This is a genomic window from Ichthyenterobacterium magnum (genome assembly GCF_003610635.1).
Classification (GTDB): Bacteria; Bacteroidota; Bacteroidia; order Flavobacteriales; family Flavobacteriaceae; genus Ichthyenterobacterium; species Ichthyenterobacterium magnum.
On the sequence record NZ_RAQJ01000001.1, the window covers coordinates 12,838 to 26,221 of the forward strand.

At 31.5% G+C, this 13,384-nt stretch carries 13 protein-coding genes; 5 read left to right on the forward strand and 8 right to left on the reverse strand.

The genetic code is table 11. The features are described 5' to 3' along the window. The first annotated feature begins 2 nt into the window (after positions 1-2). Positions 3-749, forward strand: a complete 747-nt coding sequence (locus BXY80_RS00055) for a DJ-1/PfpI family protein (protein WP_120199184.1) — start codon at positions 3-5, stop codon at positions 747-749. A gap of 8 nt (positions 750-757) precedes the next feature. Here BXY80_RS00055 and BXY80_RS00060 read toward each other — a convergent pair whose 3' ends face one another. Further along, positions 758-2,488 (reverse strand): T9SS type A sorting domain-containing protein, encoded by a 1,731-nt coding sequence (locus tag BXY80_RS00060; protein ID WP_120199185.1) that lies wholly within the window; start codon positions 2,486-2,488, stop codon positions 758-760. A 484-nt stretch (positions 2,489-2,972) separates the two neighbouring features. Between BXY80_RS00060 and BXY80_RS00065 the strand changes: the two genes are divergently transcribed. The 3 genes from BXY80_RS00065 (at position 2,973) to BXY80_RS00075 (ending at position 6,498) form a co-directional block, all read left to right on the forward strand. Continuing rightward, complete coding sequence (locus tag BXY80_RS00065) at positions 2,973-3,512, forward strand: hypothetical protein (protein ID WP_147376086.1); 540 nt, start codon at positions 2,973-2,975, stop codon at positions 3,510-3,512. Positions 3,513-3,961: 449 nt separating this feature from the next. Next, positions 3,962-5,896, forward strand: coding sequence for a hypothetical protein (locus tag BXY80_RS00070; protein ID WP_120199187.1), 1,935 nt, complete (start codon positions 3,962-3,964; stop codon positions 5,894-5,896). 2 nt (positions 5,897-5,898) lie between these two features. Then, a complete protein-coding gene (locus tag BXY80_RS00075; protein WP_120199188.1) occupies positions 5,899-6,498 on the forward strand; it encodes a hypothetical protein in 600 nt (199 codons plus the stop codon). Between the two features lie 205 nt (positions 6,499-6,703). On the opposite strand, the gene BXY80_RS00080 is transcribed toward BXY80_RS00075, so the two are convergent. Next, positions 6,704-7,405 (reverse strand): tetratricopeptide repeat protein, encoded by a 702-nt coding sequence (locus tag BXY80_RS00080; RefSeq protein ID WP_120199189.1) that lies wholly within the window; start codon positions 7,403-7,405, stop codon positions 6,704-6,706. Positions 7,406-7,543: 138 nt separating this feature from the next. Further along, entirely contained in the window at positions 7,544-8,476 is a 933-nt protein-coding gene (locus BXY80_RS00085) for a peptidylprolyl isomerase (RefSeq protein ID WP_120199190.1), read from the reverse strand. Positions 8,477-8,591: 115 nt separating this feature from the next. On the opposite strand from BXY80_RS00085, the gene BXY80_RS00090 reads away from it, so the two are divergent. After that, the gene (locus tag BXY80_RS00090; RefSeq protein ID WP_120199191.1) at positions 8,592-9,044 is read left to right on the forward strand and encodes a hypothetical protein; all 453 of its coding nucleotides are present in this window, start codon (positions 8,592-8,594) and stop codon (positions 9,042-9,044) included. A gap of 20 nt (positions 9,045-9,064) precedes the next feature. On the opposite strand, the gene BXY80_RS00095 is transcribed toward BXY80_RS00090, so the two are convergent. The 5 genes from BXY80_RS00095 to BXY80_RS00115 form a co-directional block, all read right to left on the reverse strand. Then, positions 9,065-9,670 (reverse strand): MarR family winged helix-turn-helix transcriptional regulator, encoded by a 606-nt coding sequence (locus tag BXY80_RS00095; RefSeq protein WP_120199192.1) that lies wholly within the window; start codon positions 9,668-9,670, stop codon positions 9,065-9,067. 55 nt (positions 9,671-9,725) lie between these two features. Next, positions 9,726-9,989: a DUF2024 family protein gene (locus tag BXY80_RS00100; RefSeq protein WP_120199193.1), complete on the reverse strand. Its 264-nt coding sequence runs from the start codon at positions 9,987-9,989 to the stop codon at positions 9,726-9,728. Positions 9,990-9,993: 4 nt separating this feature from the next. Then, the gene (locus tag BXY80_RS00105) at positions 9,994-10,719 is read right to left on the reverse strand and encodes a hypothetical protein (RefSeq protein WP_120199194.1); all 726 of its coding nucleotides are present in this window, start codon (positions 10,717-10,719) and stop codon (positions 9,994-9,996) included. A gap of 60 nt (positions 10,720-10,779) precedes the next feature. After that, complete coding sequence (locus tag BXY80_RS00110) at positions 10,780-11,013, reverse strand: thioredoxin family protein (protein ID WP_120199195.1); 234 nt, start codon at positions 11,011-11,013, stop codon at positions 10,780-10,782. Between the two features lie 119 nt (positions 11,014-11,132). Beyond that, positions 11,133-13,334: an ATP-dependent DNA helicase RecQ gene (locus BXY80_RS00115; RefSeq protein ID WP_120199196.1), complete on the reverse strand. Its 2,202-nt coding sequence runs from the start codon at positions 13,332-13,334 to the stop codon at positions 11,133-11,135. Positions 13,335-13,384: the final 50 nt, after the last annotated feature.

The following is a 13,384-nucleotide window of genomic DNA, read 5'->3' on the forward strand; positions in this document are numbered from 1 at the left end:
AAATGAAAAAATTAGGAATCATCATAATAACAGCTATTATAGTTAGTTGCAATCCGAACAATTCAAAGCATACAACAAACAATAAAATAGCCCATCAAAGTATAATCAAGACCGATACACTAACAAAACACTTAAAAGCTTTTAAACCAGAATTACCTACAATAGGTTTACTTATGTTTAGTGGAGTTTTACAAGGAGAAGTTATAGCTACATCAGATGTTTTTGGGAAACCAAATAAAGACAGAAAACAACTTTTTAATGTAATTACTATAGCACAAACCCAAAACCCAATCACAACCGAAGAAGGTATGCATTTTGTTCCTGATTACACTTTTGAGAATTGCCCCAAATTAACGGCTTTATTTGTTCCTAGTGGATATGATATGTATGCACAAGTCCGTAATGAACAAATGATAGATTTTATTAAAAAGAAAAACAAAGAAACTAAATATATAGTGAGCAATTGCGCTGGAGCGCAGCTTATAGGGAAATCTGGAATAGCAGATGGTCATAAAATCGTCACCTATATTGGAGGCGGAAAACAATTGCAAAAAGATTATCCAAATTTAAAAGTTCAAAATGACAGTTTAGTAACCTTTGTTGAAGACGGAAAATTTAGTTCATCAAATGGGAACTTGACCAGCTATATTTCTGCTTTAAATCTAGTAGAAAAAATGACTAGTCCAGAACACAGAGCGTTTGTTGAAGACTATTTATATATCGACCGACTTCAAAAATGGAAAAAATGATGCAATTACTAATACTTCAATATTTTAAAGGTTTCAGAGGTGTTTTGTGAGTTATTAACCAAAACATAATAAACACCTGAAGGCAATACTTTTGTATCTAATGTTATAGAACCTAATTTTGTTTTAGTCGTTAAAACAAGTCGACCTAAAGCATCATATAAACTAATACTATAATCACCTGGGTTATTAAAGGTCAATGTAATGTTATCACTTGTAGGATTAGGATAAACCTTTACATTTAAAGTCGTCTCTTCATCTAAACCTAAAGTTTCATTTATTGAAAAATCTGTAATTACCGGAAAATGATCCGAAGCACTACTTGTATCTAATAAATCAAAACCATATAATGCTAATCTATTAGCTGGCATTTCTTCAGTTTGAAGCACAAAAGATTTTTCGGCAGTTAAGGTATAATCAGAAAAAATGATGAAGTCTAATTTGCCTGGAGGAAAACCTTGACCATCAGAGCGCCAAGTATAATTCATTCTAATATCAGTTTGAAGGCAGTTTTGTTCTGTTAAGTCACTATCATCCCAATCTAATGGATCACCAACACCATAAGATGCCGTATCTTGAATATCGCCTGTTTTTAGCGTTGTTAGTTGTTGCGAAAAGCCAACCAAATTTAAATCACCTCCATAAACAAAAGGTGTGTTTGCAGGCAACGTGATATCGCCACCTGCAGATTTAGCATCTAAAATAAATGCAGCGTATTGATCTGCTTGATCCTGTCTATTAACATCTGCGCCACAACAGCTTAAATGCGCATTTGTAAACAGCAAATCTGTACCATAACTGCTTGGCAAATCAATAAGTACAGGAAATTGTCGTGTTAAACCATCCCAACGTTGTGTGATTTCCCATCTAGAAACAGTGACTTCGCCACCATGTCTTTCTACATACCAGCCATTTGCTGTACCTAACGGAAGCCAAGCATCAAAAAGCGATTTTACATAGGCTTCAGTTGTATTATAACTTTCAACAAAGCCAACAATATCAGGATTTACAATTTTAATTATGTTTTCAAAATTATCAACTCTATCCACCTCTAACAAGCCGTTAAATAGCGTGTTGTATATCATAATTCTAATATCAGATATATCAGATTTATTAATCTCAATTGGTGTATATGGTGTCACAGGTGTTTCATCAAACGTATATGAAAACACAGAACCAACATTTGGCACTTTATCAAAATTACTATCGTTTTTTAAGAGTATTTTTATAGTTGAAGATGTAAACAAAGGGTTGATACCATCAGGAATAGCATTACGACCAATGGCAATTTCAAACTCATCAGAGGTTACTGTTGGTGCAGCTCTTAATTTAAGGTCTGAAAACCCAACTTGAGAATACGGCGTAACATTATAATGTGCAAAAAGCTCTGTAAAAATGATACCAAGTTCTGATCCATATCCTTGTTGAACATCAAAACCTGTACTTGTATTATTATCTGAATCTATAAAAATCCCTAAATCGTGTAAAATAAGGTCATCGGTTAGATCAAATTCTGCATCGGCTTTTATTTTAATAAATAAAAACTCACTATCGTTGGTAACTTGAATTTCTAAAAAGTCGATACCACTAATGTTTTCGTTAGTATCTACAAAAGTGGTTAAATCTGGTGTCCAATCATCAAAAACACCATCTATAGTTATGGCTTTAGATTGGGCAAATAGTAATTGTAAGTTTATAAACGCTAAGAGTAGTAAGCTCTTTTTTAGGTTATTTAATCTCATAGGTTTTTAAAATAATGTCATGCAATTTACGGTATTAATAAAGAAGAACATACCAGTAACAAAATAAATAAAAAAGCGTGATTATTTATAGTGTTTTAACTTAAAAAATACGTAGAACTACGTATTTCTTTTCTCAATTTATTTGCCGTACTTCGCTTAAATATTGATATAGAATATTAAAACGGGTTCATATCATAAAATTATACCATATTAAATTAACACTACGGTCAAAAATGGGCTGACAATCCAAAGTCGAAATTTGAACAATGACGTCAAAAAAAGGTAAATCTGATATTATAAACATCAACAAAAAACAATACAAACAAAGGATATATTTTCCTAAAATAAATTAAAAAAAATGAACTTAATTAAACTTTCTAGAAAACCCTATATGCCGATTTTTTTGGCAACATAAATCTTATTTGTTTCATGCAATGTACCACATAGTGAAGCAATAGACTTGGAGAATTCAAAAAACACCTCTTTGAGTTTAGAAAAATTTACAGAAAAGCATATTGACTATACAAATAAGCTTTCATCAATTTTGAAAAACGAAAAGAATGTCGATATGAATATTTTAGAAAACTCTAAAGGAGTTTTTAATGATATTGATGAACTTAAAATGTTTCTAATCGAATCTGAAATTGAACAGGTTGAAGAAATAGCTAATTTACTTTTACAAATACATAACAATACTGATACTTTTTTAAAGAATCTAACCTTTTCAAAAAGTTTAACCGAAAATGAGGCTATTCAAATTATTACAAATGAAATAATATGGCAACTGAATCTAAAGTTAGATAGAAGTAGTCTAATGAAAGCTAGTGATTGTCAAAGAGCATATGATATAGCTATGTATCGATGTGAAAGAAATTTTGCAATAGGTGTTGCTGGCTTAGCTGTTTCTGCTTTTTTTACATTTGGATTAGGGTCTGTTGTTGGTGCAACAGTAATAGCTGGAATTGCTGCAAATTGTGGAGCCGAAGCACTTTCTGACTATAATGACTGTAGAGAAGCACTTTGATTACCATATTAGATTTTTAGAAATAAGAAAATTTCAACCTCAATTTTTATAAAAATTTAAAAGAAATGAAAAAAAAATATTTAATATATATTCCTTTAATTTTAATTTTAATTATTCAAATATTTGATAAAAATGATGATTTCGTTATTATTCAATATATATTATTAGCTTCGATGATAATTGCGTTGTTGATAAAACTATTTAATAGAAAAAAACAAGTATAGCTTGATAGAAAAACTAGTATGGCATAACACAGTATAAAAATAATTGCTATTTTAGGTTTAACCGAAACCGCAACTATTCTTATACAAAACCGATAGAGCACATTCGTCAAAGGCGAACTTTAATTACTACGTACTACCCACTCTTGCCCTTAAAGTAAATGTGCTCCATCTAAAGGGTTAAACGAAACTTAAAAAAACATTATTAATTTTAGACAACGGTAGAACATGAAAAGTAAAATCAAACAATTAATCAAAATTGGAATTCTATACCTTGTAATGATATTAGCACAAACAAGCTGTGAAAAAAATAATAACTCAATTGATGATGAACTACAACAAGAAAAAAAAGCAAGCAAGGTTTCTTTCTCGGACTTTAATACTAATGTTACCCATAATCGTCAATATCAAAACCTAGAAAGACATTTTGACATTAGTAAAAACTATAATCAAAATCTACAGAATAGAATTAGTGCAAATGATAGTATAACTTTACTAACTGACGAAATATTACTCATTCAAAAAAATGATATTTCTTATTATACTTTTAAAATTGTTGCGCCATCAGAACATAATGAGTTTTACAATTTAGTGGTTCATGTAAACAATCAACAACAAATTATTAAATCTGAAATTTATGAGTACACACCTGATGATGATTGGTTAATAGAAACGAGTCAACCATACTCTGGTTTTGTTAAAGTTATAGATAATGATTTTATTTCGCTAGACGATTTATTTTCCGCTAGAGCAATGCAACAATGCCTTACAGGTGCATCAGGAGAATGGGAATGCAATTTAGGGAACAATCATGCACCAGGAGAAGGACAATCTTGTACGTCTTGGGATTTCATTATTACTTTAGAATATGGGCGTTGTCCTGATCAAGGTTTTGGTCCTGAGTTATATCTTGATAATACATTAACTGATCCATCTGTTCCAAATTCTGGTGGTGGTGGAAGTCCTACAATTCCTACTGAAACTTTTAATTTTTTAAAAGAAGAATGTATCGCTGATATTGCTAATGAGCTTGGATTAAGTATAAATGACAGCGATTGTTTAAGTAATAACAGTTCTTTTTCAGAAGCTTGTAGTTTAAGTAATGATATTTCAAATTACTTGGCAAATAATCAAGTAAGTTCTAACCCAAATGGTGGGTTAGGGTTTAGTATAAATTCACTTGAAGCCATTGCAATTGCAAAAGAATTCGTAGAAATAAGATGCGGTCTTCCAGAAGCAAAATTAGAAAGATTTCTTGAACTCAAAGAAATTCTAAATAATAATCCTTGGGCTCTAGTTCAAGAATGCGCTGAACAAAATGGACTCAATACAAATAATTATTTAGATTTATATAACTTACCATTTCCCCAAGAGTGTAGTGATAGGTTATTTAATATGGGAGTAGAATGGCATCATCAACCAATTACCGATGGAAATGTACCACTAGCTAATATCGATTATTATGGGGTAGAAGTTAATAATTATCCAGATTTTGACAATGATGGAAACCCAGATTCTGAAGCTGAAATATACCAAGCCTTCAGAGAGAAGTTTATAGATGTAGCAAGTGGAGATTTAGAAGATTTTCAATTTTCTTGTAATGTTCCTTTTAATTCTACTAATAATGGTGATATAAATTGGGAGTTTATTCCTTTGACTACACAAGATGGTATAGACTTTGTCTCAAATGACCCTATTGCTTCAATCTTACTCATAGAAGCTGATGCAAGTGGTTTTTTCCCATCCATAGCAACTGATGATGGTGCTGTTATTGTTTCTGATTTCACAAATAATGATTGGACAATTTCTACAATTATGACAGCCAATAATGGTACACAACCTTTCTCTGGTAATCGGCAATGGGGTTGGTTAATTAACCAAAATGGGAACTTCGAATTTTTTACTAGAGCTGTTGATGTTGCAAACATAAGTTTATTGTTGAATATTGGAGCTAGTACTGAATGTCAACAAGACACCTATTACAATATTGCCGAAGCCACTTGGGAAAATATGCAGCAAGAAATAGTAGATTGGATAAATAGTACTGAAAGTAATGGTGGGCAAGCTTCGATTATACCTAAAACAGCCATTAGAGTTGATAAAGAAAAAATAGAGGAGTTACTTACAAGCAATGAAACTATAAACCAAATTAATTGTGATTAAGTATGAATTTATCAACTAAAGATATATTACTTTTTGTGAAAATTATTCTACCGTCTGTAATTTGTATACTTTCATTTATACTTTTTAAGATTGACATTGGGTATCACGTATTATTTTTTGGTATCGTTATAATGTTATTTAATTTAAGAAAGGCTAAATACAATTATCTGATTAGTTTTATTTCTTCAATAGGAATATCATATTTGGCTTTTTTCATTTCCATCGGTCTATATTTTGGAATTGGCTACATATTAATGCAATTTATTGAGCTTGATAAACTAGAGGAATTTTCCATATATGAATATAATTTTAAAAACTTTTTAATGTTGCTTCCAATTTCAATATTCTCACCAATCCTTATGTTTTTATTCTATAAATTTTTATTTAAAATAAATAAAAATAAATATACTAAAACTATTATTTTGATTACTATTATCGCTTTAATAATATTTGGTACAATAAAGAAAGATTTTGAAGATGAAAATGTATCGGCTTTTTGGCAATTTGTAATGGCTATTGCAATTCAACTAGTGCTATATGAAAATGAGATTAGTGAATTTATAAAAAGTAAAAATACTGACTACAACAATAGCTATAAGTAATTGCTTTGGGTGTGGGCGTTAGGTGTTTTTCCTAACTGTCACTTTTGGTCGGTCTTTAACGATACATATCAGGTCGCTAGAAGCAATTTGATGACGTTCTTACTGTCTTTTGTTTTTTATGCAACTTGCCTAAACAAGCCACAACAAAATAAAACCCAGAACGTCACTGCGCATAGTGCTACGTTAAACGAAACTTCAAAAAATACTATAAATTTTTATCATAAGCCTCAATAAATTCTTTAGCTCTTGTGTTTCCGTTATTAAACTCTAAACTCTTGTTATAATTGGTATAAGCCTGTAAACTATCGCCACTTAGTAAATAGGCTTCTGCTAAACTATCGTACACATTAGCACTTTCTGGAAATAGTGCCACATTCATTTTAAAAACCTCGATGGCATTATCGAATTCCTTTTTTTCTAAATGTCTATAACCCAAAAAATTAAACTGCCTTTCATTAAGATACATACTTGTTGAGTCTTGCGCTTTAATAACTAGATAACCTTCAAGCGCTTTACCGTAATCCTTATCTTTTAAGTGCATACTTGGGGTTTTATAATCGTCTGCAACTTTTAAATAATCGTAGGTAATTGGCTCATCATCATTTTCTGGTAATACTGCTAAATAGCGTTTTTTAGTTTCAGGATGTTGTACAAAATGCAGCTTTTTATACATATCTGCTACAAAAAGCACATTGTTATCTAAAACCACAGGTTCTAGTTTTTCTGCGCCTTTCCATTTTAAAAACAAGGTATTGTCTATATAATAGACTTCAATAAGTTCTTCTTGAGTAAACAAATAGCGTCCTGAAGTTTGCTCTTTAAATTCTGCTGTGTAGTCTGGCTTATTTGAGCAGCTTGAGATGATAACTGCAACAACTAAAGACAGTAAAAGGGTTTTAATTTTCATTGTAATACGATTGGTTGATTGCTATATAATGAGCAAAAAAAAGTCTCATTATAAATGAGACGATTTTTTATAAATATTGTTACTAATGTGTATCAATTTGTCTTACTTTTTTAATAAGATACTTAGACTATTCCTTTCTTATTTCACATCCATTAGTTCTACATCAAACACTAAAGTAGCATCTGGAGGAATAACACCACCAGCACCTGCAGATCCATAACCTAAATCACTAGGTATTACTAAACGTGCTTTATCACCAACGTTTAAAAGGCAAATACCTTCATCCCAACCAGCAATAACTTGACCAACACCAACTTGAAAATCTAATGGTGCATTACGTTTGTATGACGAATCGAAAACGGTTCCGTCAGCCAATTGTCCTTTATAATGTACAGATACAGTTTTACCAGCTTCGGCAGCTTTACCATCTCCTTTTTGAATGATTTGGTAACGTAATCCGCTTTTAGTTTCTTCAAAACCAACAGCAAGCTTATCTAATTCTGCTCTTGCAGCTTCGCGCTCTGCAGCAATACGTGCTTCACGAGATCCTTCAAAAGTTCTAAAGGCTTCAATAGCATTAAAGTTTTCAGCATCTGCTCCTACTCTAACAATCTCTAAACTATCAATAACATCACCTTGAGCAATAGCATCAACAACATCTTGTCCTGATTGTACTTTTCCAAAAACAGTATGGTTATTATCTAACCAAGGAGTTTCAACATGTGTGATAAAAAACTGACTTCCGTTGGTTCCTGGTCCAGCATTTGCCATAGATAACACACCTGGAGCATCATGTTTTAAATCTGGATGAAACTCATCATCAAACTTATAACCTGGGTTTCCAGAACCTGAACCTTGTGGGCAACCACCTTGAATCATAAAATCTGGAATAACTCTATGAAATTTTAAACCATCATAATAAGGTGTACCTTGAGGCTTCACTTCATTTTCTAAATTACCTTCAGCTAAAGCAACAAAGTTACCAACTGTTCCTGGTGTTTTTTGAAATTCTAAAGCGACTAAAATCTCGCCTTTTGTTGTATTAAATTTTGCGTATAAACCGTCTTGCATTTTAATATATTTTATTTGAAGCTGCAAAGATAGTTAATGATTTATGATTTACGAATTTTGAATGTTGATTTTAGAATTGAAAAATAATAGTAGTTTTACCAAAAAAATTAAGTGAATGAAATTCATTACAAAAATACTTGCAGGTTTTGGAAATATTAGAGCCATGGAAAAACTACATGTGGATGACCATACCGAAGCTATTATAAATGATATAGACAATGCACCTTTTGCTATATCTGATAACAATGTATTGTTTGCTGGATTAAATGAACTTGGTGGTTATTACTTTTTTCAAACGGTTGTGGTTGGTACATTTCATATTAAAACCATTAAAGGCGCGCAATTAACACTTACAGGAATAGACTTTGAGATTGTATTAGAATCTGATATGGAAGAGTTAGAGTCTGACCATTCTAACGTATCTAATAGAAGTATCTCGAAAATTGATTTTCAGATTGAAAAAGAAGACATCGACAAAGTTGATGCTACTAGAATTAAAAAAATGGTCTTAACATCAAAAAAGAAAGTTGTTGAGTTTACTATTTATAAAAAAGGTACAACAGACTAATAAAATACTAGTGTTTTAGACTACATCCTTTCTATATACTCTGGACAATCTAGTCTTAGATCTTTATTTAATAATTCTTTTTCTAATAGATTACAATAATCTGAAGTATCATTTTTTTGATAAAATTTACAACCAAAACACGTACGTTGTACTGTTAAAATTCCTTTTTGATTCAATTTATAAATTAACTCGCTTAAGGTTTTAAACATAGCTTCAAGTTCGCTTTGATTAAATTTATCTACTTGATGTTTTAAAGGGGTTGCAAAATCATATATCTTAGAAGCTAATTGCTTTCCTAATTGTGATAAATGTATACTGTAACTCCTACTATCACTTGAAGAATAATCTTTTAAGATTAATTGTTTTTTATCAAGAGTTTTAATGGCGTCACTTATTGTTGGTTTTGTAACATTAAACTCTTTAGCTAGGTGACTTACATTACATAATTCTTGTTTGTGATTGGCAACAAAAATTAAAATTTGAATTTGTATAGGACTTAAGCCTACCAACTTTGCTTTTTCCCAAAGCAAAATTTTAAACACTTCTGAAATACGTTCTAGGCCAGAAACAATTTTGTTTGAAATATGTTTCTGTTGATGTTCGGGATTAAAAACATTATTATCCATAAAAAAAAGCCTGCCGAATTTAGGTCGACAGGCAAAGTTAGTCATCCTAATTAAATTAATAACAGTTTTCCATTTCAATTATTGAATATCCCTTTTTGGCAATATCATCAATAACAGATTTAGGCGCAGTTTCTATATGACAAAAACGACATTCTTTTGTGGTTATAATTGGATTGGTAATCCCTTTTGTTTTCAAATATGCCTTTCCGAAGTTAAATACTATACTTTCATCTGTTACGCTACTTTGCACAAGAATATCAAAATGCATTGTTATGCTATCATCACGTTTTACGTATGTATCCCAAACTGAAACGTTCATAGGCTTATTGTTTTACATTATATGGTAATGACAAGTTACCACTTGCAACGCTATACACTTCATAAACACCAAGCATTGGAAGTTCAAGATTACTCGTATTTACTTTCATAAACGCTGTAACACCATCATAATTAAAATCGGTTCTATTGTTTATTCTATAATCTGGAACTATTACTTTTATGGTATTATTTGCAGTTGTTACAGGATATCCAGGGGAATCCATATACATTGGCATTCCTGGGTTTGTTGGTGGTAAAACAACAGTCATATCAGCTTTTTTAAATTGTTTAACCGAGAGCCCACCAGCAACTCTTTTATCTTCATGTAAAATTACCCAATGTGGGTGCCAAACAACTCCATCATTATTATAAATTGTATCATTATCCTCGTCCCATAATGGTGTATCGTCAAAATCTGGATGCGATGTTAAAGCAAGAGCTACAATACCTTCAGTTTGATTAAAACCTACGTCAGTTGGCTTTAAATTTGTTGGAAACACATACCCTAATACTAAGGCTCCATCTAGTTGCCCAACTTTTTTTGGAATTGTATGACCTGCTTTACCATTAACAGATATTTCCCAAACGGTTATACCCAAATTCTTTTGATGTGTTACAGTTACTTCATTAATGTTGAAGTCTTCGTTATTGTATTTACTTTCTTGAGCGAAAGAAATAAACGCAGTACAAGAAAATAAAACTATTACAATGATTGAGACAATTGATTTCATAATTATTTTGATTTAAAATTGGTGATTATTTACTTAGGATTCCTAATTATTTTGTTAAAATTAACCTTTAACATCAGCCATTGAGGCTCCAAAATTGATGTGTAAGGTATGTCCATTTGGTGTTACTAAAGCTGGAACAGACTCTACACCTGCTTGCTCTGCTTCACTAATACGATTTCTGTTTTCGTCTATGTTCACGATTTCTACATTATCTGCTCCTATTAAATTGATAATGTCATGTTCTGCACTTATACAAACTGGACAGCCTGCATGGTAAAAAATTGATTTGCTCATCTTACTCTATTTTATGTTTTGAATTATTGCAATACAAATATAGTAAGGATTCCTAACTATAAAAATTATTTAGCTATTATTTTTATATTATCTCTTAAATATATTGGGAAATTGAGTGATTAGTTGGCTACTTCACTCATAAATTTTATACGGTATAAGCGTAATTCTTCGTCTTCATAATCGCCTTCAAACTCTTCTATAGCATCAGAAATTTTATCGGTTTCAGATTCCATAAAATAGTCATGAATCTCTTCTTGCTGGTCTTCATCTAGAACCTCATCAATCCAATAATTGATATTTAATTTTGTTCCAGAAAAGACAATAGCTTCCATTTCTTTAATAAATTCGGGCATTTTCATCCCTTTAGAAGATGCAATATCATCTAATGGCAATTTACGATCTACATTTTGAATGATGTATAACTTTAATGCTGAATTTGAGCCTGTACTTTTAACAACAAAATCGTCAGGACGCATAATATCATTGTCTTCTACATATTGAGAAATCAATGCTATAAAATCACTACCATATTTTTTAGCTTTTCCGTCTCCAACTCCATGAACGTTACTTAACTCTTCAAGTGTCATTGGATATTTTAAAGCCATATCTTCTAACGATGGGTCTTGAAAAATAACAAATGGTGGCACGCCTAAATGTTTTGCATTACGTTTACGTAAATCTCTAAGCATGCTCATTAGTTTTTCGTCGGCAACGCCTCCACCACTTTTTGCAGCTGTAATAATAGTATCGTCTGTACCTTCATCAAACACATGGTCTTCTGTCATCATAAATGACTGAGGCGTTTTTATATACGCTCTACCTTCTGGAGATAATCTTAAAACACCATAAGTTTCAATATCTTTTTTAAGGTAGCCGGCTACTAAAACCTGACGTATTAACGCCATCCAATACCGTTTATCTTTAGCTTTACCAATTCCGAAAAAAGGTTGCGTATCAGTTTTATGAGAAGAAATTAGTGCATTAGTAATACCTATTAATACTTGAACTAGGTCTTTAGATTTATATTTCTCATTGGTTTTATCTACAGTTTCTAGAAGTATTGAAACTTCATTTTGAGCTTCGTGTTGCTTTTTAGGATGGCGTACGTTATCATCCATATCACCACCTTCACCTGTAGCGTTATCAAATTCTTCTCCAAAATAATGTAGAATAAATTTACGTCTAGATATCGAGCTTTCTGCAAAAGCAACTACTTCTTGTAGTAAGGCTTGACCAATCTCTTGCTCTGCAACGGGCTTACCAGACATAAATTTTTCAAGTTTCTCTATATCTTTATAAGCATAATACGCCAAACAATGCCCTTCGCCACCATCACGTCCTGCACGACCAGTTTCTTGATAATAACTCTCAATACTCTTTGGCATATCATGATGTATCACAAAACGTACATCAGGCTTATCGATTCCCATACCAAAAGCAATTGTAGCAACAACAACATCTGTGTCTTCCATTAAAAACATGTCTTGATGCTTTACTCTAGTTTTAGGGTCTAAACCAGCATGATAAGGCACAGCTTTTATTCCATTAACTTGTAATACTTGTGCTAATTCTTCTACTCTTTTTCTGCTTAAACAATATATAATACCAGATTTGCCTTCATTTTGTTTTACAAATCTTATAATATCTGCATCTACATTTTTAGTTTTTGGTCGTATTTCGTAATACAAATTAGGTCTGTTAAACGACGCTTTAAAAGTAGTAGCATTAGTAATATCTAAACTTTTTAAAATATCCTCTTGTACTTTAGGCGTAGCTGTAGCTGTTAAACCTACAATAGGTATATTATCTCCTATACGCTTAATAATATGGCGTAGATTTCTGTATTCTGGTCTAAAATCATGACCCCATTCACTAATACAATGCGCTTCATCAACAGCCATAAATGTAATAGTAACGGTTCTTAAAAACTCAACATGTTCTTCTTTGGTAAGAGATTCTGGAGCTACATATAGTAACTTAGTAACACCGTTTTTAATGTCTTCTTTTACACGCTTAACTTCAGTTTTATTTAATGACGAATTTAAAACATGAGCAATGCCTTCTTCTTTAGATATACCTCTAATAGCATCAACTTGGTTTTTCATTAATGCAATAAGTGGCGATACTATAATTGCAGTTCCGTCTTTTATTAAAGCTGGTAATTGGTAACAGAGTGATTTTCCACCACCTGTTGGCATAATAACGAAAGTATTCTCGTTAGCGACAACACTTTTAATGACTTGTTCTTGAAGTCCTTTAAACTTAGAAAAACCAAAATATTTTTTTAGCTCTGAATGTAAGTCAATTTCTTTGCTACTCATTAATCCCTATTAGTATTTTATATACATTTGCAGAAGACTAAAGATAACAA